The organism is Pseudomonas sp. HP_08 (assembly GCF_055284095.1).
The window spans coordinates 92,763-114,178 of the sequence record NZ_JBTOQC010000016.1 but is presented as its reverse complement, the minus strand read 5'-3'; the positions used below and the strand labels follow the sequence as shown (position 1 = coordinate 114,178).

The 21,416-nt window shown below is 53.5% G+C and carries 18 protein-coding genes and 3 pseudogenes; 9 read left to right on the top strand and 12 right to left on the bottom strand.

All coding sequences use genetic code 11. The annotated features are described in order from the left end of the window. The 4 genes and pseudogenes from ACYAS9_RS16470 to ACYAS9_RS16455 all read left to right on the top strand — a co-directional run. Positions 1-784, top strand: a pseudogene (locus ACYAS9_RS16470) (hypothetical protein); the annotation flags it as partial. A 105-nt stretch (positions 785-889) separates the two neighbouring features. After that, positions 890-1,444, top strand: coding sequence for a single-stranded DNA-binding protein (locus tag ACYAS9_RS16465; protein WP_463569334.1), 555 nt, complete (start codon positions 890-892; stop codon positions 1,442-1,444). A 473-nt stretch (positions 1,445-1,917) separates the two neighbouring features. Further along, the gene (locus tag ACYAS9_RS16460; protein WP_463569340.1) at positions 1,918-2,688 is read left to right on the top strand and encodes a hypothetical protein; all 771 of its coding nucleotides are present in this window, start codon (positions 1,918-1,920) and stop codon (positions 2,686-2,688) included. A 619-nt stretch (positions 2,689-3,307) separates the two neighbouring features. Then, a pseudogene (locus tag ACYAS9_RS16455) lies at positions 3,308-3,427 on the top strand (DNA adenine methylase); the annotation flags it as partial. A 411-nt stretch (positions 3,428-3,838) separates the two neighbouring features. Here the strand turns inward: ACYAS9_RS16455 and ACYAS9_RS16450 are convergent. From ACYAS9_RS16450 to ACYAS9_RS16410, 9 genes and pseudogenes are all read right to left on the bottom strand, one after another. Further along, positions 3,839-4,177 (bottom strand): DUF3325 domain-containing protein, encoded by a 339-nt coding sequence (locus ACYAS9_RS16450; protein WP_463569333.1) that lies wholly within the window; start codon positions 4,175-4,177, stop codon positions 3,839-3,841. Then, the gene (locus ACYAS9_RS16445; RefSeq protein ID WP_463569332.1) at positions 4,174-5,691 is read right to left on the bottom strand and encodes a PepSY-associated TM helix domain-containing protein; all 1,518 of its coding nucleotides are present in this window, start codon (positions 5,689-5,691) and stop codon (positions 4,174-4,176) included. Before ACYAS9_RS16445 ends, ACYAS9_RS16450 begins: the two co-directional genes overlap by 4 nt. Further along, positions 5,688-5,813, bottom strand: coding sequence for a DUF3649 domain-containing protein (locus ACYAS9_RS16440; protein ID WP_463569339.1), 126 nt, complete (start codon positions 5,811-5,813; stop codon positions 5,688-5,690). Before ACYAS9_RS16440 ends, ACYAS9_RS16445 begins: the two co-directional genes overlap by 4 nt. Positions 5,814-6,013: 200 nt before the next feature. After that, positions 6,014-8,401, bottom strand: a complete 2,388-nt coding sequence (locus tag ACYAS9_RS16435) for a TonB-dependent siderophore receptor (RefSeq protein WP_463569331.1) — start codon at positions 8,399-8,401, stop codon at positions 6,014-6,016. A 114-nt stretch (positions 8,402-8,515) separates the two neighbouring features. Next, positions 8,516-9,457, bottom strand: coding sequence for a DUF4880 domain-containing protein (locus ACYAS9_RS16430; RefSeq protein ID WP_463569330.1), 942 nt, complete (start codon positions 9,455-9,457; stop codon positions 8,516-8,518). Continuing rightward, positions 9,454-9,981: a sigma-70 family RNA polymerase sigma factor gene (locus tag ACYAS9_RS16425; protein WP_463569329.1), complete on the bottom strand. Its 528-nt coding sequence runs from the start codon at positions 9,979-9,981 to the stop codon at positions 9,454-9,456. The genes ACYAS9_RS16430 and ACYAS9_RS16425 overlap by 4 nt, the downstream gene beginning before the upstream one ends. Positions 9,982-10,190: 209 nt before the next feature. After that, complete coding sequence (locus ACYAS9_RS16420; RefSeq protein ID WP_463569338.1) at positions 10,191-11,054, bottom strand: methyl-accepting chemotaxis protein; 864 nt, start codon at positions 11,052-11,054, stop codon at positions 10,191-10,193. Then, positions 11,049-11,831: pseudogene (locus tag ACYAS9_RS16415) on the bottom strand (MCP four helix bundle domain-containing protein); the annotation flags it as partial. The gene ACYAS9_RS16420 and the pseudogene ACYAS9_RS16415, both read right to left, overlap by 6 nt. 356 nt (positions 11,832-12,187) lie before the next feature. Next, complete coding sequence (locus ACYAS9_RS16410) at positions 12,188-12,700, bottom strand: GAF domain-containing protein (protein ID WP_463569328.1); 513 nt, start codon at positions 12,698-12,700, stop codon at positions 12,188-12,190. A 1,420-nt stretch (positions 12,701-14,120) separates the two neighbouring features. Here ACYAS9_RS16410 and ACYAS9_RS16405 point away from each other — a divergent pair. The 5 genes from ACYAS9_RS16405 (at position 14,121) to tnpC (ending at position 17,158) form a co-directional block, all read left to right on the top strand. Further along, a complete protein-coding gene (locus ACYAS9_RS16405; RefSeq protein ID WP_463569327.1) occupies positions 14,121-14,411 on the top strand; it encodes a hypothetical protein in 291 nt (96 codons plus the stop codon). A gap of 234 nt (positions 14,412-14,645) precedes the next feature. After that, entirely contained in the window at positions 14,646-14,894 is a 249-nt protein-coding gene (locus ACYAS9_RS16400; RefSeq protein WP_463569326.1) for a hypothetical protein, read from the top strand. Positions 14,895-14,905: 11 nt separating this feature from the next. Then, positions 14,906-15,238: an IS66-like element accessory protein TnpA gene (tnpA, locus tag ACYAS9_RS16395; RefSeq protein ID WP_463569325.1), complete on the top strand. Its 333-nt coding sequence runs from the start codon at positions 14,906-14,908 to the stop codon at positions 15,236-15,238. Continuing rightward, a complete protein-coding gene (gene tnpB / locus ACYAS9_RS16390) occupies positions 15,235-15,570 on the top strand; it encodes an IS66 family insertion sequence element accessory protein TnpB (protein WP_463569324.1) in 336 nt (111 codons plus the stop codon). Before tnpA ends, tnpB begins: the two co-directional genes overlap by 4 nt. 61 nt (positions 15,571-15,631) lie before the next feature. Next, entirely contained in the window at positions 15,632-17,158 is a 1,527-nt protein-coding gene (gene tnpC, locus ACYAS9_RS16385; protein WP_463569323.1) for an IS66 family transposase, read from the top strand. Positions 17,159-17,221: 63 nt separating this feature from the next. On the opposite strand, the gene ACYAS9_RS16380 is transcribed toward tnpC, so the two are convergent. From ACYAS9_RS16380 to ACYAS9_RS16370, 3 genes are all read right to left on the bottom strand, one after another. Continuing rightward, entirely contained in the window at positions 17,222-19,339 is a 2,118-nt protein-coding gene (locus ACYAS9_RS16380) for an ATP-binding protein (RefSeq protein WP_463569322.1), read from the bottom strand. Further along, a complete protein-coding gene (locus ACYAS9_RS16375) occupies positions 19,329-20,828 on the bottom strand; it encodes an ATPase domain-containing protein (RefSeq protein WP_463569321.1) in 1,500 nt (499 codons plus the stop codon). The genes ACYAS9_RS16380 and ACYAS9_RS16375 overlap by 11 nt, the downstream gene beginning before the upstream one ends. A 224-nt stretch (positions 20,829-21,052) precedes the next feature. Then, positions 21,053-21,406: a DUF190 domain-containing protein gene (locus ACYAS9_RS16370; RefSeq protein WP_463569320.1), complete on the bottom strand. Its 354-nt coding sequence runs from the start codon at positions 21,404-21,406 to the stop codon at positions 21,053-21,055. Between the last annotated feature and the right edge of the window lie 10 nt (positions 21,407-21,416).

Genomic DNA, 21,416 nt, shown 5'->3' with positions numbered 1-21,416 from the left:
CAACATGGGTACCCGCATCACCGGCAAGATCATGGACCCCAAAGACACCCTGGAAATCCTGCAGTTGATGGCCGGCAAGGAGTACCAGGCCGAGGTCAGCGGTATGGTCCACGAAGGTGGTCTGCTGGGAGGCAGCTGGGAGGAATCCGGCTCCCTGAACCTGCGCGAGCAGCAAAAAGTCACCGTCGAGGAAGTCCAGCAACTCCAAGAGGGTGAAAACATCACGCTGTTCAAAGGTGAGGTCATACGCGGCAGTTCGATGTACATCGCTGACGTGGATAAGCTTTCCAAGGAAGCCATCCGTATCAACCGGTTCATCGAGGTAAATCCGCCCGAGCTGGAGGAACTGCTGGCCGCTGCACCGCCGAATGTTCAGCGCAGTTACCCTCGGGCCGATCGTATCCAGAAGATCCTGCGCACCCTGAAAATGAAGCCTGGCCATGCCGAGCTGAGCAACCTGGTACTGATCGATCCGGCTCTGGCCACGTTGATCGACCTGCAGCAGGAATGGCAGCAGGTCTGGTGCCGGCAACCCGGTGCTGCCGTGCGCAGCACCTTGCTCTGGCACACAGCGTTGAATTCAATTCCTGTCAAAGGCAAGGGCTACACCGTTCAGGTCAGCCAGGCGCACGAACTGGCGGTAGGCCGGCAGCGTCTGGAGGACTATGCCGCGCAGCATGTAAAGGCGCCCGAAGAAAAGCCAGGCTCTGGAAAATCGGACCGATACACACCCGCGCAGCCCCCTGTACCAGACGACAGATTTGGCCCTGCCTGGGGCCAATAACAACGTTCAGCCAAACCACACATCACCAGCAGGCCCAGCGCGGCGGGTATTTACCTGTCTGCGCGTAATTCCCTGCCTCATTTAAAGCACTTCGGAGAGATCCCTATGGCACGCGGCGTAAACAAAGTCATCCTAGTCGGCTCTTGCGGTCAGGATCCAGAGGTCCGGTACATGCCCAACGGCAATGCCGTGACCACCCTCAGCCTGGCCACCAGTGAGCAGTGGACCGACAAGCAGAGCGGTCAGAAAGTAGAGAAGACCGAATGGCACCGTGTAGTGCTGTTCGGCAAGGTCGCTGAAATCGCCGGCGAATACCTGCGCAAAGGCTCGCAGGCCTACATCGAGGGCAAGCTGCACACGCGCGAATGGGAAAAGGACGGGATCAAGCGCTATACGACAGAAATTGTCGTCGACATGCAGGGCACCCTGCAGCTGCTGGGCGGAAGACCTCAGAACGAGAACCAGAATCAGGGTGGGCAATACGCCCAGTCGGCACCGCGTCCACAGCAAGCGCGACCGGCGTCTGCACCTCAGCAACAACCTCAGCGTGAGTCACGTCCTGCATCGCAACAGACCGCTCAGCCTGCCGCCGATTTCGACAGTTTCGACGATGACATCCCGTTCATGGACCCTTATCGCTTCACCTGGCAATTGGTGTAAGTCCTTGATAAGCCCTGCAGCATTTTGTTGCGGGGCTTGCCTTGCTGTATATGTATACAGTGGATTTTAAAGACCTAAGGGGAACTTTGGCGTGATACTATCCGGCGAAGCTTTATCCACGAGAAAAACACGATGTAGATTCATGAAATGCAGAAACCAAAAAGCCCCGCTTGCAGGCGGGGCTTTTTGGAAAATCTTGAACAGGCCGTTTGCGAACCGGATACCTGCTCAACACACATCAACGTGAGCTGATTATGGCGTTCACAGTGGCTTCTTGCAAGCCGCAAAATGTGAAGCCATCAGTTCACCGCTAAGACGCGGACTATGGAAATGATTTCCTCAACCCCCTTTGCTTCATGCTGGGCTGAAATCGGTGGCCGCCCTGGCCAGGATGTTCAGCCATGAGCCGGCTCAAAGCCGTACGGCTCGCCCCCTCAGATCCTCACTCGGCCTTGCGCCGATCGGCACGGGCTCTGCCCGATCAATATGCCGCACCTCGTTACCTCTCTGAGCAACAGCTCAAAAACCCCCTGATTCGCCAGGCGCATGATCGTCTGGGCCATATGCTGGACAATCGTGGCAAGTACCTGCGCCGCCTGGACCGGGTACACGGTGACCGCCGTACGCGCCGGGAAAAATTTGCAGCCCTGCAGCAGGTGTCCGAGCAGTTGCTGGTTCGCCTGGACCTGGCGACCAGCGTGCTGGGCTACATCGATCCGGCCAATGGGCGCTACGTGCTCAATACCCAGTGCAATATCGCCAAGGATGCCGGCCTGTCGGCGCCGGCGTTGTGCCGGCTGTTCAAGACCCTGGACGCTGCCGGCTACGTGTACCGCCGGATCGAGCGCGTGCGCCTGGATGAAACCGACGACAACGGTCTGCACCTGGTGCGTACTCGCGTGTTGATCCGGTTTACCAAACTGTTCTGGAACGACCTGGGCCTGGGCTATGTCTTCGAGCGCGTGCAGAAGGCAGCGAAGAAACGTCGCGACGAGCAACTGCGCGAGATCGGCCAGGCGCGTCTGAGCGAAATGGAGCGGCACTCGAAAGAGCAGCTGCGCCGTGACGTGTCCAGAAAACGCTGGCAAGCCAAGGAAGCGCTGGAGGCTGCTCCAGTGGCCAAGGCCGCAGGGCTGCCGGCTGTGGCCAGCCCACAGCCTATAGCCTTCAGGACCAAGACCGGCGCGGACGTCTCCAGCTCGCTGGATGCGTTGCTGGCCAAGGTCGCGCAAAAAACCAGGTAATCCCTTTGTAGGGAATTTTTAATTGCATCCGCTCACGCGGAGGCTTTCGCTCGCCTGCGATTTGACTGATTTTTCACGGCACCAGGGTGAGGTATGACAGAACCACGCCGACGGCAGATTTTGAGCCTAAATCACCGCCAAATGACCTTGCTGGTACAGCAGCGGCCGTGGGTGTTGAAATAAATGAAATTTTATACCCGAGTCAGTATTCCCCTTCGGGTAAAAACAAGGATTTACGAGGTGTAGAACCCCTCGTAGAGCATAAATGCCCGCGCACTTCGTACCTTCGGTACGGCGCGGAACGTGTGTGCTTGAAATCGCGGTACAACCCCGTCTAGGCGGGCCAGGGCGATGAAGCTGCCCTGTCCTGGCTTCGCCACCCTAACGGGCGCCAAGACCCGGATAAATCGCCCCCAGGCGGCTGCGCCACCTGCCGGCTCAACCGGGCGCGCGTGCGCGCGGGGCTTCGAATGTATCTGCGCTTAATCGATCGCCCAGTGCCTTCGGTGGAGGCATGCATTTTGAGATATTTGTCTTGTCTGCCAGGACTTTGCTGAATATGAAATTGCGGTGGCTAAACTGTATTTATAAACAGTAATATCAAGCTCGGCTCCCCTGCATCGAGGTTCGTCATGTACCCGTACCCATCGTCCCGTGGCTCGGCGGTAAACGTCGGCTGGCTGATCGCATCTTTTCGCTATTCCTTCAGCACAGCTGCTATGTCGAACCCTTTGCGGGATGTATTACGACAAAGTGCGCCTATGTCTACGAATGACAGGACCTGTACGAAATGGCGGAAGCCGACGAGCCATTGGAGCGCGCTGGAACGGTTCGTGTTCCAGGATCTGTGGTAGACCGATCCGACCGGTGCTGCGATGAGCATATTGTGATTGATGCGCGAGCCGAGATCCCGCTCTATCTATTTACAAACATAGAAGAATCACACCCACACTCGAGTATGCCGACAATTCGCTACCACTACAGTTGAGTTCAGATTTCAGGGTAGCGCGCAGATCTGGTAGGCAGCCGATCCTATTCACTGAAATCTCCAGATATGGACCGAATCGCCGACCTCTGTCTGTTTATTGAGTCGATAGCCGCTTTAGTCGCCGCAGTTGGTCAAAAGCAGACGTCCCTTGCCTCTGATGGATCAAAAGAAAAATCTAAAGGCTCCAGCGGCAAAAAATACCGTCAGCGCGATTTTTGCCGACATCGCGACCAGGCGCGGCACGTACGACAGCGCGATAGTGCTTATACAGCTCATAATAGCGAACATGCAGAACCACAATACCCATGACTCGCCGCCGGGTGCGCTCATCAAACAAATGATCAGAGATCCCGCAATGCCCACGAACCCTAGCCACCGCGATAGGCGTTTACCCGGGCGTGTCTGTCGGTCCTTGAAAACGTCACGACGGTGTCTGTCAAACGACAGTGATAGAGATACCAGGGCCGCGTACAGCAAAGCGCTCCATATGACTGCGCTCATGAGTAGGGTCCACGCTGACGCGGTGCTGCGGCAGGCAACCGATCTGCCGGTTTATGCGTTTTCTCATCTCGATAAAGCCGCCAGGATACGTATGCGAAGGCGGTGGCCAGCAGACCGCAAACCAGGTTTAGCCCATTCATCGAGTCCGGACCGGTGAGAGCATCGAGCACAGGCAATCCAGCACACGTCAGCGCGCACAGCAGCGCCTGCTCACGCCAGGCGTTTCGAGGCGAGCGCAGTTGAGCGTACACCAGCGTGAGCAGCCAGACGCCGAAGAATACCTGTATCTCGCCAATGTCACGGGCGGGCATTTTGTCGGGCAGCAGCCTGTTCGCCCAGAGAAATGCCACCATGGCCATCGGTAGACCGAGAATCGTCGCGATATTCAGTCCCTCGATTTGCCTATAGACCCTACGTGTAGAAGTCCCTCTGCGCTTGACCACCCACAGCTGCAAGCCGGTGGCGATCATCGCACTGCCGCCCAGCCCGCTAAGAAATAACAGCGCTCGCAGCAATGGTTCGGCGAAGTGTGCCAGGTGCAGTCCGTACATCACGCCATAGAACGCCTTGACCGGCCCTGTCACGCCTGTCTGCACCCACTGACCTTGAGCCCCATCAAGTAACAGCCGTTGAGGCTGCGACGAAATCTGATCCTGTGTATCCCTGAATAATTCGATTCGCATATTGATGGCCCCCGGCGCGCTAATCGATACTCGCGAGATATGGCCCTGTCCCCAATGTAGCCAGGCGTGTTCGACGAGGATGGCGGACGAAGGCAGAGCATCCCTTTGCGGGGCTCGCGCCAAAGGCGGGCTGAAGTCGCGAACGTCACTCAAGAACGCTGCACGGTCAGGTCCATACAGCAATTCGACGCCCCACGGGATATACATGAACATCAGGGTGACCAGCCCGGTGTAAGTGATCAGGGTATGGAACGGCAGTGCCAACACGCTCAGGGTATTGTGCGCGTCCAGCCAGGAGCGTTGGCCTTTCCCGGGGCGAAAGGTGAAGAAATCCTTGAAGATACGCCGATGGATAATGACCCCGCTGACAATGGCAATGAGCATCGCCATGCTGGCCACACCAACGATCCAGCGACCGATTTGTGACGGCAGGCTCAGCTGGAAATGAAAGCCGTAGAAGAAATCTCCTCCGAATGTTTTGTGCGTGGTGAAAGGCTGTCCCGAAGCTGGATCAAGCCATTGAGTGTCGTAGCGTCGTTGACCTGCGTCTTGCCACATTATTTGCGTCACGGGCAGCCGCTCCGCTGGCAGATCGATCAACCATGACGTGGCATCTGGAGCGTTCTGAGCCAGCCAGTCCATTGCCTGCTTAAGCGCAACAGATTCACTGAGCGGCTCGGATGTACGAATTTCCGGATGCATCCACACGGTGATTTCACTGCGGTAGTAGCTAGCGGTACCTGTCAGGAAAATCGCCAGTAACAACCAGCCAACGATCAGTCCTGACCAGGTATGTAGCCAGGCCATGCTTTGTCTGAAGCCCTGCTTCATCGCGCAACGCTCCACAGCCATGTTTCTGAGAGCGATACGTAGCCTAGAGCCAATAGCAGACACGTCACAGACAGCCCCAGCCAGGCACGCCATGCCGAGCGCGCCGCGAACGCCCAAACCACGGCAACGCATAGAATCAGGAATGCCGGCAGCGTTGCGGCCAGAACAGTCTCGCCGCGAGGCTGTGACACGATAAGAGGTAAAAAAAGCGTCAGGCAGGCAGTAAATAGAGTGACGAGTAAATATCCGCCAATCACTGCCGCCAAGACTCGTGAGAGCACTGCAACCCTGTAACGACCGGACAGTGAGGCTTTGCTGCGACCTACCACTGGTAGCTCACAGAACCAATGACACTGCGTTGATCGCCGTAACGGCACGATGTGGTGCACGACAGGTAGGACTCATTGGTCAGGTTCTGTGCTTTCGCGGCCAACTGCCAATTTTCGTCGATGTCGTAACTGATCCGTGCATCGAAGCGCGTATAAGCTGGAATCTTGCGATCAGTAATGGTCGGTGTGGTCCGGGTAGTGCCGGTGTATAGCGCACCCAGGCCGACCTTGATCTTTGGCAGCCCGAACGTCGCCAGACGATAATCCGTCCATAGCGAAGCGTTGTGGTACGGCACCCCTTCAAGGCGTTTGCCGACGTTGGTGACGACGTTGTCTTCCAGTACGTGAGCGTCCGTGTAGGTGTAACCCGCCGTGATGCCGAGGTTCTCGTTCAGCTCGGTCTTGGCTTCGAGTTCGAGTCCCTTGGAACGACTCTTGCCGTATTGCTCATAGTGTGCGGATAAGGCGTCATAGGTGATCGCGTTGGTCTGGGTCAGCTCGTAGACTGCCGCACTAAGCATCGTATTACTGCCCGGCGGCTGATAGCGAATACCTACCTCGTACTGCTCGCCTTCGATCGGATCGAACGTCTCCGCCACGCCTGGGTTGGCTACATCGGCAGGCTGGAATGACTGGCTGTAGCTGACATAGGGCGCCACGCCGTTATCGAACAGGTACAGCAACGCTATGCGCCCCGTGGGTTTCTGATCACTTCGCGGCGTACGGTTGCCATTGACGAAGGAGTAATTGCGGCTTTCCGCCCAGTCTTGGCGGCTACCCAGCAAGAACACCCAACGGTCGTCAAAGGTGATCTGGTCTTGCAGATAAACGCCTGCCTGACGGCTGTGAATATCCCAGCCCGACTCTGGTGCCGTATTAGCCCCCACCCCGGTATAGGCAAAGGTGGACAGGTCCAGACTGGGCGCCAGTTGAGCAACCGTCGCGCTGATATGACGATGAGTGTCGTAAGTCTTATGGTAGTAGTCCGCACCCGCCAACAGCGTGTGGTGCCAGCGGCCTGAGTCGATCGTCCACTCGACGTTGTTGTCGCTGGTCCAGCCGGTGGAGCGCTCTTCACGTTCGCTGTAGCGACGGTTCAGCGTGTTGCCCGAAATGCTGAACGGCAGCAGATAATTCCATGACACGTTGGACTGGTAATAGCGCAGGGCATGGCGGACTTTCAGAGCGTCACTGAAGCGATGCTCGAAAATATAACCCAGGGTGTCGATGCGGCTGTTGAAGTGATCGTAACCTGGCTCGCCGACGAAATCCTCACGGCCGATTTTGCGACCCGGGATCGGACTGTAAGTGGTCATGGCATACGTGAGTGGTGGCGTCAGGCCGGTTAACGCCTCTGTATGGCTAGCAAGCAAGGTCAGCGAGGTGTCGTCATTCGGTTTCCAGGTGAACGAAGGGGCGATGTAGCGTTTGTCATCGCGGATGTGGTCCACCTGAGTGTCGGCGTCTCGCCACAAGCCATCGAGTCGATAGGAGAACTCGCCCTGCTCGTCAAGCGGGCCGCTCAGGTCGAAGGTGTACTGCTTGCGATCATGGCTACCGTACTCGGCACTCACTCGGTGCAACGGGGTATCAGTGGGGCGTTTGCTCACGGCGTTGATCAAGCCACCCGGCGACAGTTGGCCATACAGGACCGAGGACGCACCCTTGAGTACTTCGGCGCGCTCCAGCCCGAAGGGCTCGATGCCACCATCATAGACGCTGGACTGCAGTTTCATGCCGTCTAGCAGAATACCGCCAGTCCCGGAACCGACGTTGAAACCACGCAAAGTGTAATCGTCCGCCACCCGGCTGAAGCCATTGGGTTGGCTGACAAATCCTGGGGTATAACCCAGAGCGTCGGCCAGAGTGTCACTCTTACGATCATCCATTTCAGCGCGGGTAACCACGGATATCGACTGTGGCGTTTCGATCAGGGGAGTGTCAGTCTTGGTGGCACTGGCCGCGCGTTTGGCTACATAGTTATAGACTGGGCCGTAAGCCGATTCCTGGTCGGACACTGCGTTAATTGTCGACACCCCCAGGGTCAGCGTTCCTGTCTCAGGCTGTACGCTCAAAGCACCGCTGCCACTGATCATTAACGATAGGCCGGTGCCCTGCAATGCTTGCTCGACAGCCTGCTCCGCCGTTAACTCGCCAGATACCGCGTGGGCCTGCCGTCCTTTGACGTCATCGGGCAGCATCACCACCCGATGGCCGCTGCGCTGACCGATCGTAATCAACGTTGTTTCCAGGGGACCTGCTGGCAATGCATACATTTGCCGCGCAAGGGTGCTAGCCGAGTCTGCAGCGAAGGTAATGTTTACAGGCATAACAACAACGCTGACGGCAATGGCCAACGGGCAAAAAAGCTGGGGACGCATGAATGACTCTCCGGTGTCAGGACATAACAGCTGCAAATAGCACAGCACTGTCTTCCTTGAGCGATGAGCCAACGAAATATTAAGAGCCGGAGCTAGAATATTTTCTGAACGATCTCAGCCGACGTCTATGCGAGTCCAGAGTCCCAGGAAATGCTCAATACGCAAGGGCAGAACATCGGCCATTGCAGCCAGCGCCTCGTCACTTTGATCAAGACTGAACACACCGGAGATCTTCAAACGTGCAGCTTCGGGGCTGATCGTTAGCACGCCTCGGTGATAGGGTCGCAGTGCGTCTACAACTGTCTTAAGCGTCTGGTTATGTGCCTCCAGCATGCCCTGCGACCAGGCTGACGAACTGCTCGCGGACGTCCCGAGCGGCTCAACGCTATTAGCGGTCAGGCGAACGCCTTGTCCTTGCTTAAGCGTCAGGCCCAAGCCATTTTGGTAGGTCACCCAAAGATTTTTGTGCAACGCCCAGATATGGGTTTCATCTGCGAGCAGCATCATCATGCAGCGCCCCTCGGCCATGCTCGTGACGCCTTGAGGAGAACGCAGGCGCAGGGCCTCCCGCTCACTGGCGCGGACATCGGCGATAACACCTCCGTCGAGCAATTCAACGTCGCGCTTGCGCCCCTCGAAATGCAGCTTCACCGCGCTTTGCGCGTTGAGAAGCAGAGAGGAACCATCTAGTAAAACGATGCGCTCACGCTGGGCGGTGCCGGTACTCATGTCAGAGCGTAGCTGCGCCAGTTGCCAGCCCGGGCGGGTCAGGCAATAACCGCCGGCAGCCAACCCGGTCAACCCCAACGCTCCATTCAGGAAGACACGACGACGTATCGCTCGGTCCTTGACCAACATCCGGCCCGATAAGCCATCGACACCGGCAAAAGTTGCCTGCAAGTGCTGTTGCAACTGTTGCCAAGCCTCCTGATGCTGCCGGTCTGCCGTGAGCCACTGCTCGAAAGACTGTTGCTGTTGCGCATCGAAACAGCCGGAACGCTGACACGCCATCCAGTCAATGGCCTCCTCCAGGGCAGCAGGTAAATCATCCTTCATGAGTGCACCTTCAAACAGGCACGTAACCCCTGGACGATATACTGATGAACCCGTGGTGCAGACACGCCCAGTTCTTGGGCAATCTCGGCATATGTCAGGTTATCGAGTTGACTGTATAAAAAGGCTGCACGGGCACGGGAAGACAAGCCTTCAAGCAAACGATCGATTTCGACCAGCGTTTCGATGGCCAACGCTTGTTGTTCTGCTGAAGGGGCAAACTGTTCAGGCTCGCAAGCCAACGCTTCCACATAGGCGCGTTCCAGTTCATGCCGTCGCCAACTGGCATACATCAACCGTTTGGCGATGGTCGTCAACAGCGCTCGCGGCTCGCGAATCGAATGAGGGTCATCCAGTGCCACCACTCGGGCAAAGGTTTCCGAGGCCATGTCGGCTGCATCGCTCGGACAGCCCAATCTTGCCCGCAGGCGCTGATACAACCACCCATGGTGGTCGCCGAACAGCTGATGCAGCAGGTTATGCCGGGCAGTTAGTTTGGAGCAGGCGATACCAGAATGGGCTGCCATTGCGAGAATCACTAATGTAAATAATTCTCAATTCTTGCAAAAACTTACTTTATTCGCAATGGAAGCCAGTGGTGGTGACTAAAAGACTTTTTAGAGAGGCGACACTCCGACCCTGAGTGCTTTGAGACCATTTTCAAAGCGGGTTATGACTAAACATGGTTTTCGAGCACTTTGAGCTAGCCGATGCGAGCGATAGACAGATGAGATTTTCAAAGCCTAAAGCGACTCACCAAGTCATTGAATGAAACTGCCAGGCGAGAGAGGTCTTGAGTCGATGCGCTGGTTTGATGGGCTCCTGCGGCCGTCTGCGTTGAAAGATCCTGGATGTTAAGCAGGTTCCGGTCTACCTCACGTGCAACATGAGTCTGTTCTTCGCAGGCACTGGCAATGACCAGGTTTCGATCGTTAATCTGTGCAATGCCGTTAGCGATCAATTGAAGTGCATCTCCTGTAGCCTTTGTCAGTACCTGCGTATCGGCCACCAACCCTTGGCTTTTCCCCATGGCCGCTACCGCCTGATCTGCTTGAGAGCGTACCGCACCGATCATGCCTTCGATCTCACCGGTGGAGGACTGGGTCCGAGCTGCCAGGGCTCTGACTTCATCCGCGACCACAGCAAAGCCACGGCCCTGCTCACCTGCACGAGCAGCCTCAATGGCTGCGTTAAGTGCTAAGAGGTTCGTCTGCTCAGCGATACCGCGGATGACGTCTAGCACTTTTCCAATGTCACGAATTTTTACTGCCAAGTCCTCTACAATCGTGGTCGATGACTGGATTTCAGAGGTTGCGTTATTGGCCGCACTGACAGCATTGCGAGCTTGCGTAAGACCATCAGTTGCCTGATGACTGGCTGCCTTCGACGCTTCCGAAGTGGAAATGGCATTGCGCGCAACCTCTTCAACAGCAGAGGTCATTTCGGTTACGGCCGTTGCGGCCTGCTGAATCTCATCATTTTGACGCAACAGTCCGCGGCTTCCATCTTCGGTGACGGCATTCAACTCTTCCGCTGCCGAGGCGAGCTGGTTCGATGCATCTGCGATCTGATGGATGGTTGTTTTGAGGCCCTCCTGCATTTCCCCTAAAGCCGTGAGTAACTGCCCTGTCTCATCTTGTGCTGAACTGCTGATGCTGTGAGTCAGATCACCTTTGGCAATCAACCTGGCGTTAGCCATAGCTATGCCAATAGGACGGCTAATCAATCGACTCATGAAAAACCCAAGCGCTAATGCCGTAATAAATGCAAAGGCGATTCCTGCATACAAAGTCGCTAACACCGCTTCCTCTTGCTCATCAGCAGCCTTTGCGCCTTCCTGGATCTGACGATTATTCGACTCGACCATGACAGTCAGTTCGCTGAGTATCTCTCGGTAGCTCTGCTGGATATCCCCAGACATAAGTCTGCGTGCAGACGCAATGTCTCCAGAGTCTAGTACGGAAAGCACCTGCTGAACCTTTGCCTGATAAATCGGCCAATCTATTTCCATCCTGTCGGCGGCAGCACGTTCGTCGTCGGCCAATGGTGTTTGACGATAGATCGAGAACGCTTTCTCGCTTTCTGCAAGGTTGGTCATCATGCTTGTGCGGATCGTATCTTTGGCGACCTGAGAATCATTCTCAGCATAGGCGGCTATCAGCGCATAAAGATCCTTGAGTTGAGCTATCGTTTTGCTTTTAGCCTCGGCAGTCTTAGCGACCGATACAAGATTGTTTGAAAAAACAAGCCTCAAGCTATCTGAAAGTTGACTAACCCCATTGCCGCCTAGTAATCCGACTCCCAAGGTGATAAACGCACACAAGCTGAAGGTACTAATGAGCTTGGTGGATAGCTTTGCATCTCGAAGCCATGTCATACAGGAGTCCTGTCAAGTCAACCGAAAAAATGCCAAAAATTTAGGCATTTACCAGCGGATTGTGGTCGGTATGACGATACTATCGGCATCGTCTGAAGATGCTTGAGTCGAGCGGGTACAAGCGGTATAGCATGGGGCAAAAAATGGCGCAGGCACTTTTTCCACGGCTCATGTGTTTGCAAGCCGGCCTGTGACGAATTCACTGATTAAAAGGAGAGGATTGAGCAATGCATCAAAAAATTAGCTGGATGTGCCATGCTATCTATAAAGCTTACAAGGCTAATATAAAAAATGCATTTTTTAAGTGGCAATCCTTCAATCCTTATAATTTAAAGTGTTCTGTATGGCACATGTTTTTAATTTTCATCAGCAGCAGATGAAGAGTTTGCAAAGAAAATACAGCCTATGAGCTTAGCAAAAATCCCCAAAACTTCACGCAAATCAGCATCTTCAAAATTGACAAAGTCAGAATCTAGGACGCAAAGAGCTCCAAATAAATGGCCATCTGGGAGTAAGATGGGAACGCCTGCGTAACTTTCTAAATCAAAACGCTTAACGATTGGTCTTATGGAATAACGAGGCTCTTTGCTTATTTGAGGAATGAATAAAGCTTCTGGATTTATGCAAAAGTCACTACAAATTGTAGTTTCCAGATCGTATGCGTGACCCTCCTCGATTCCTAAGTTGAGAGGATCATATACGGAGCATGTGACCCATTGCTTGTCGGCAAATTTTGCAATTGCAGCGAACCGCATTCTAGTAAGTTTTGTAACCAGTCTTAAAATATCTGTAGTTGCTTCGATTTCCGCAATGGCGGAGCGCTCTTCGAGTGAAAGCAATGAATGGATTTTCGATGTTGTAGAGCTCATTGATTTTACCAAGAATTAAAGTTCATTTTTCAAAATTTATGTGTGGGTAATTTTTTGAATTAGCTGTGAGTTTTATTCGTTCAATTATCCATGTGCTATTTTAAGCACGATATCTATAAATTTGGTATGAGTGTGAGTTATAGATTTTGTACTCCTCAAGGTGCCTTATCTCATAATTAGAATATAAGCTCAACGGTGTGATGCGAAAACCTGATAGATGCGAGAAAATCGTACTAAGAAATTCACATTAACACACCTTGGAAAAGGTGGGTGCGGTTACCTCGATGATAGTATTTTTATGGTTAACTGTATGATTTTTAATAGTTTTTTTAAAAGTTTCTCAGTAGAAGTCATCACGACGCTCTGGCATGAACTGGAGTTAGCACAGGCTTGCACGTTTACCCGTGCCTGAACCCTAAGTGACAGCATTGAATCATCTGCGTTACATTTCACAAAATTTGTTAACCTAGCTACAGTATTTAATTAGGTATTTGCATCATCTTAAATAAATAAAAAGTTTGAGGTTTGATTTTGAGAGGTGTACATTTTTCCCTTGCTGAAGGGTGTGCAGACATGCACGAGGCCTTAGTTTAGCAGATTATAAATTTCATTTTTTTTTTGAACTGATCATTATCTGATGATGTCTCAGAGTTTACCTAAAAAATCAAAGGTCTTGCACAAATATGCCTTACGGGCTTCGGGAAGAAACATTACACGTTTTGTCTTCTGTTGATGGCGTACGAGAGGTTGTTGTAAGCCGGCAGGATGAGAAATGGCGGGTTTCTATTCGCTTGAGTGGTAATGCAGCTACCTGGATACCCATAAGTTCACGACGTCAAATAGTTCGTACCTGGACAAATTTATCTGCTGTAGGAAAATACCTAGAGCAATTCAATTTGAAAGATTTTAGGGTTCAATTACAGTGATGGCAATCTGTAAGGGTTCTTACATAGGCCTCAAAAATAGTAAGGGATGCTCTTGTAATCTTAAGCGCTTTCGGCTGCCCATTCCCGAATTGTTTTACACACAAATCACAGCAGCCTATTGTTAGCATGAGCACTGAGTTTTCGTCTATTCGATTAGCCCTAACACTCTGTCATTCCTTCGCTACCAAAGAGTAATTTAACCAGCTATTTATCTTTGGCAATTTTACAGCATGTACAGCTGAGTTTATTCGGAGATAAATTTTGCAGATCTACTGTGGGCAAATTCTGCACCAGTATCTAGGTAACCCCTTGTCGGCAGTCATAACCTACACACAGATTCAGTCCCCTTTGAACAATAACTTGAGTGCTGCTTTCAATCTGCTTTCATAGGCAAGCCAGCCAAGTGATTTTTTTCCAATCGATGCGCGCCAGAACCTCACTATCTGTTGTGTCGTGCTACTATTTTCCGTTTGCACACACCTGATGGAAGCCCTGTGCCCTTACCCATTACGGACCGGCAAGTGATTGCTCTTCATACTCTCCAAATTACCCATCCAAAATTGGGTGAATTAGCCGTCTCCATTGCCCTGGCTTTCGATGCTTCAAAAATCGACAACCCAGAAATGGCGCGATTGATCCTAGAGAGAACGTGCCGTCGTATCATCGCCGGCCAGCATGGCAGCCGAGAAGCGCTCATCTTTCACCTCGAGCGTTTCTCTAATTTGAACTGTCTTTCTCCTGAGCAGGTCTCTGATTTTACGAGCAGGATCAGAGAGTTGACTTAACCGTGGGGACTCACTTCTTGTCTTGCTGAACTGTGGAGTGGTGCGCAAGGCGCTGGTGAGCCAACTGGAGGAAAATGGAGGCTGGCTATTCGCTTGAGTGGCAATTCTTTCAGGTGGCATCCGTTCGATCATGTCGGGACCCCATGCACACCAAGACCCGCATATCGACCATTACCTAGTACCTGAGCGCCTGAAATTGAGAGATTTTCATGTCGAGCTACAGAGAGTAACTTCATGCCGATCAATTCCATGACAGCTGTTGTACGAGCGAATGCCAGTATTTTGGAGATTCAGGCAGCCATAAGCGTCAGTAATGCTGAAAATCTTTATGCTCATGCCACCGGGTATTGCCTCGCCTTACTGGATTGCGAAATCATTGATGATGCCCAATGTATCCGTCCGGCCAAGTCACCTACCCAACCCTGCAAAGCCAAGACATGGTGTGCACTTAAATTTAAGTGGGCACCAGTTATAGCCTTTTAAGTGGGTATTTCATGCAGACAACACGCCGTTCCTATTCCAAGTCCTTCAAAGCCCAGGTCATTCAAGAGTGTGCCCAGCCAGGCGCTTCGATTGCCAGCATCGCGCTCAGCCATAGCCTCAACGCAAACCTCGTCCATAAATGGATTCGGTTACACACGCAGCAAAATACGGCGCTGCAACCTGCTTTCATTCCGTTGCCCATGCAGCTGGCTGGAGCAATTTCGCAATCCGCATCGCCGAATATCTGCGTTGAGATCCAGCACCCGCGCGGCACCGTCAAAGTGAACTGGCCAACGGAAAATGCTGCCGCTTGCGTGACCTTTCTTCGAGACCTTCTGCGATGATTCGCATCGACTCCATCTGGCTCGCCACCGAACCGATGGACATGCGAGCAGGTACCGAGACTGCTTTGGCCAGAGTGATCGCGGTGTTCGGTGCGGCTAAGCCGCACTGTGCCTATCTATTTGCCAACCGCCGCGCCAATCGCATGAAAGTGCTGGTGCATGACGGCTTCGGGATCTGGCTGGCTGCTCGTCGGCTGAACCAGGGGAAGTTCCACTGGCCAGGTATTCGCCATGGCTCTGAAATGCAGTTGGATTCCGAGCAACTCCAAGCCTTGGTAGTAGGGCTGCCCTGGCAACGCGCGGGCTCCGGTGGCGCGATCACACTGCTTTAACGGCTGCCATTAGCCTATCGATCTATCGCCGCGAAACGCCTGCTCTGGCAAAATCCGGGACATGACTTCTTCGCCCAATCTCGACCAAATGTCCCCCGACCAACTGCGTGCTTTGGCAGCGCAGTTGCTGTCGCAAGTCGAGGCCATGGGCAACAAAATCAACCGTGATCAAACGGTCATAGAGAGACTGACTCACGAGATCGCGCAGCTCAAGCGATTGAAGTTTGCCAAGCGCAGCGAGCAGATGAATCCTGAGCAGGCCAGTCTGCTAGATGACCTGATCGATACCGATATCGCGGCAATTGAAGCAGAGCTTCAAGCCCTGCAAACAGCACCGACGGCGACCGATAAAAAGCAAAAGCCCAAGCGCACGGCATTGCCGGCAGAGTTTCCACGCACATTGATCCATCACGAACCGGACAATACTCACTGCCAGTGCGGCTGCGTACTCAAGCGCATCGGTGAGGATGTTAGCGAGAAGCTTGATTACGCGCCTGGCGTGTTTACTGTTGAGCGCCATGTCCGTGGCAAATGGGTCTGCGATGACTGCGAAACATTGATCCAAGCTCCGGTACCGGCACAGGTCATCGACAAGGGCATCCCGACCGCTGGGCTGCTTGCCCACGTCATGATCGCGAAATTCGCTGACCATCTGCCTCTTTACCGTCAGGAATCAATCTTCGGTCGAGCTGGCTTGGCGATTCCACGTTCAACATTGGCTCAATGGGTTGGTGTTACTGGCGTCCAATTGCAGCCTCTGGTCGATGCGCTGCGCAACGTGGTACTCAGGCAGCAGGTCGTTCACGCCGATGAAACACCGGTACAGATGCTCGCTCCGGGCTCGAAGAAAACCCACCGTTCTTATGTGTGGGCCTACGCTACCAGCCAGTTCTCGGACTTGGCAGCGGTGGTTTACGACTTCAGCCCTAGCCGTGCCGGAGAACATGCTCGCAACTTCCTGAAAGACTGGAAGGGCAAGTTAGTCTGTGATGATTTTGGCGGTTACAAGGCAAGCTTCGAACTTGGCGTTACCGAAATCGGCTGCATGGCCCATGCGAGGCGCAAGTTCTTCGAGTTGCACGCCACCAACAAGAGCCAGCTCGCCGAGCAGGCTTTGCGCTACATCCAGTTGCTTTACGAAATCGAGAGCGAAGTCCGCGACCTGGAACCGGATTTACGTCGTCGAATACGGCAAGAAAAGGCCGTACCAGTGATGGACATGCTGCATGCTTGGATGATCGCCCAGCGCGATCTCGTGCCCGAAGGTTCGGCTATCAGCAGAGCACTCGATTACAGCCTGAAACGCTGGGCAGCGCTGTCGCGCTACCTCGACGACGGGGCCGTACCCATTGATAATAATTGGGCGGAAAACCAGATTTGGCCATGGGCTCTTGGACGCAAGAACTGGCTCTTTGCAGGGTCGCTACGCAGCGGAAAACGGGCAGCGGCGATCATGAGTTTGATCCAGTCTGCGCGGCTCAATGGCCACGATCCGTATGTGTATCTTAAGGATGTTCTCACGCGCCTACCGACGCAGCGGGCGAGTGAGATTATGGAGTTACTACCGCACAAGTGGACATCTGCCTAGCTGCGCTAGGCCTTTCTTGCATGGCGACATCCTCATAAAGCATGCGCATCGTGCTTCCAAACTTCAATAGAAGCCCGTAGTCGACTCCGAACGAGCTAAGTCATCAGAGATGAGCTGATCCTCCGCCAGCATGCTTGCTACTCGACTGGCGAGTATTTCCAAGGTATAGGGTTTGGTCATCAACTGCATGCTCGGGCCAAGGAAGTCCGCCCGAGCCATGGCGCCCTCTGCGTACCCTGTCAAAAATAGTACTGGCAAACGCGGTTTCAGTTGCTGCATAACCTCAGCCAACTGACGGCCATTCATACCAGGCAGGCCTACGTCTGTGAGAAGAATATCTATATCTGCCAGACCATTGAAGACTCTCAGTGCCTCTTCCCCATCCCGCGCTACATAAACCCGATAACCAAGCTCTTCAAGAACCTCCTGGTTGATTAATCGCACAGAATCATCGTCTTCGACCAAGAGGATGCACTGGCCTTGGCCCATGGCGGCAATTTCAGAATGCTTCGATTGTTCAAACTCAGCTTTAGTGTTTTCTGGCAAGCAGATTGAAACGGTCGTACCCACACCCATTACACTGTCGATGGACAGGCTGCCATTGCTCTGATTGGCAAACCCATACACCATAGATAATCCCAAGCCCGTACCTCGTCCGATGGGCTTGGTGGTAAAAAATGGCTCCATCACCTTTTCTAGAAGGGAGGGTGCGATACCACACCCAGTGTCTCTGACCTGCATTCTCACCATGGTATTGGTGCTTGCCTCAAGGGCTGGCTCAACCTGGGTAACGATGGATATCGTTCCGCCATTGGGCATGGCGTCCCTGGCATTAATGACCAAGTTCAGAATGGCATTCTCTAATTGGTTCGTATCGACCAACACCCAAGGCTCTTCGGCACAAAGGTCTAGCTTGAGCAAAATCTGCTCTGTCACTGTTCGTCGAAGCAGGTCTTCAAGTGATCCGATGAGGTGATTGACGGAAACGGCCTTGGCATCCAGGGATTGGCGTCGGGAAAACGCCAGCAATCGATGTGTCAACGATGCTGCTCGGTTCGCAGAGGTCAGCGCCGCATCCATGAATCGCTCAACACCGTCGACTCTTCCCTTCGCCATGCGTACTTTTATCAAGTCGAGCGCACTGATGACGCCAGTGAGCATGTTGTTGAAGTCATGTGCAATGCCACCAGTCAGCTGACCAACTGCCTCCATTTTCAATGACTGTCGCAGCTGATCCTCGGCTCGGGCTCTTTCTTCACTTTCCGCTTTCAGCCGCTCAACCGCTTGACTCAATTCTTGAGTGCGCAACTTGACCTGAACTTCAAGCTCTTCATTGAACCGACGAAGACTTAGCTCTGCCTGCTTTTCTTCGTTAATGTCGACAATGACCGATGCCGCACCGATGATCTGGCGGGTGTCATCATAGAGCGGCACTGCACTGACCCTCATCCACGATTCCTGCTTACCGTCGAGCGTGTGATAGAAATCCACTCCCGTCGCAGGTTCGCCTCTCAGTGCTCTCGCACCCGGATACATGTGAGGATCAAGTCTTCTTCCCTCATCATCCAGCGCGACCCATCGGGCCGCGCCATCTGGCTGCCTGGAGGGAATCACATCTTCCGGGACATATTTACGGTATAGAGGGTTGCTGATCACCGAAGCCCCCTCCGTATCCATAAAACAGACTCCTATGGGAATATTTTCGAGCAAAATGCCGAGACGGCTTCGCTCTTTTGCCAGTTGATTCAGGCTTTCGCGCATTTCAAATTGACGCTCACGAGAGCTCCACGCGGCAGCGACAGCGCTCAAGAGTGACGTTGAGCTAAGAGGGCGCTCTAAAACGATCACGTGACCTGCTGATTTAGGCAGACGGCGCCTTGCCATCTCTGTATCCCTTCCAGAGCGCCCATTGCTTGATGCAAGCAATATGATAGGTATCTCAGACCAGCCTGGCTGATTATTTAGCGCGCCAGCAAGACTTGCCACATCGCCATAGAGGCACTCCTCTGTGAGTATCACCAGCCCGGTTCCCTCGCCCAGTGCTAACGAAAGAGAGAGCAAGTCCTGATGGACGTCTATTGGATATCTATCACCAAACAGCTTTCCCAGACTCAGTGCGTCTCCTTTGAAAGGAGCCACAACCAGCAATCTCTTGTCATCAGCGACCGGGTTATTCAACACGCTTTCGGCCTTCCATCAGCGGAACGTCAGTGCCAAAGTATTCGGGTGTCCCGGTCAGAACCCCTCGGAAATTGGACAAGGGTTCGCCAACGCGCACTCCTCTCGAGTCAATCCGAAGCTCTCGAATAGCGTCCTCATGTGCGCCACCTCGGTGTTTGAGCACGGATATCGCTTTGCGCAGGCGGCCCTGAGCTTCGAAGAAACGAATCAAGATGACGGCATCCGCCACATAGGACACATTGAGATTAGTGGACATAGAGCCGACCAACCCATGCTGAGGATTGATCAGGAAGGTCACGACCCCGAGCTGGCTAAGGTAGGAAAGCAGCTCATGAATCTGCAAAATCAGTTGTTGTTCCTGTGGCATCGCCGCCATGTAGCCATTGAGGCTATCAACGACAATCATGGAGCTACCACGCTGCTCGACCTCGGCTCGGACACGCCAAGCAAACTCACCGGGGGAGATTTCTGCTGGGTTTATTTGTTGAATAACCAACTGACCGCTTGAAACGTAGCGGCTCAAATCCATGCCCATGCCGTCTGCACGAGAGATCAGCGTGCCAATCCGCTCGTCAAACTCGTAGATGGTGCATTTCTCACCCCGTCGGCATGCAGCGCTCAGGTACGCCAGCGAAATAGTCGTCTTACCTGAGCCAGCAGGGCCGGTGACGAGCGTGCTGGTACCCCTCAGCGGCCCTCCGGCCAACAGCTCATCTAACTCACTCACTCCGCTTGCAACAGTTTCCGCTTTAAAGTCTAGATGGTGGGTGGATGCAATCAGGCGTGGGTACACCTCAAGGCCACCTTTACGGATCGTGAAATCATGAAACCCTGCGATGAAATCTACACCACGCAGCTTTTGCACCTGAAGACGCCTTCTAGCAGCTCCGAAATCAAGCGTCAGTCGCTCTAGGGTGATCACTCCGTGACAGAGGCTGTGCAAGTGGTTATCTCGCTCGCCGTTGGATGCCGTCAGGTCATCCACCAACAGCACTGTAATATCTCGCCCCGCAAAATATTGCTTGAGCGCTAACACCTGCCTGCGATAACGAAGAGGGTCTTGAGCCAGAAGGCGCATTTCAGAAAGGCTGTCGAAAACCAAACGCTTTGGTTCGAGCTTATCAACCCGTTGTTGAATGAGCTTGATGGTGTCCCCAAGCTCTGCCTCCCAGGGGTGCAGGATTGATTGCTGGTAGTCTTCGCCCAAGACCTCCTCAGTGGAAGAGAACTCAAACAAATCAATACCGTCCAGCGACCAGCCGTGAGAGTGGGCAACACTCTCAAGCTCCTCGCTGGTTTCAGAAAGAGTGATGTATAGCACTTGCTCGCCAGCGGCAACCCCATCCAGCAGAAACTGTAACCCTAGCGTTGTCTTTCCCGAACCCGGCGTACCCTCGAGCAAATAAAGACGATTGCTGGGTAGCCCACCTTTCAGGACTGAGTCAAACCCGACATTTCCAGTCGAGACGATAGGGCGTGGTTGAACCATTTGAACCTCTGGAGTAACTGTCGAGTAGTGAGGGCTAAAGCGCGCCTGGTTGAGTATGAGGCCTGCCATTCGCTACCGCCATATGATGCCGGCCAGCAACCAAAAAAATCAGATGTGAGGGGACATACGCAGACCTGAACCATGCAAGGTGACTTCGTCACACGCTTACGTGAAGAAGTCATCGGGAATCGCTTTACCAGCTGAAATGTCCGTATAGCTCATGTTCATAGCTCCGAAGTTGTAGACGGGGCTGCGCTGGAAGGCGCTTTTCCAAGTGTGCCCATCTCGATTGGCGTTTTTGTGAAAAACACCGAAATTTCCTCACAGTCCAGTCGATTGAATAATAGCTCTGACTCCTCCTCCGTCATTGCCAAGCGAATCTCGGTAGGTTGATCAGCCAGCTCAAAAAAGTGCGATGAGTGAAGTTTTCCAGTGTGTCCAAAACCTTCGATTCCGGTGCATAGCGTGGCACCGCGCAGCCCCATTTCCTTAGCTATGTCGACGATCCATTCGCCGAGCATCTTTCCTTGATAACGACGGTTTTGTTGGGTGAAGAAAACGACCATATAGCCTTTCATTTCAATTTCC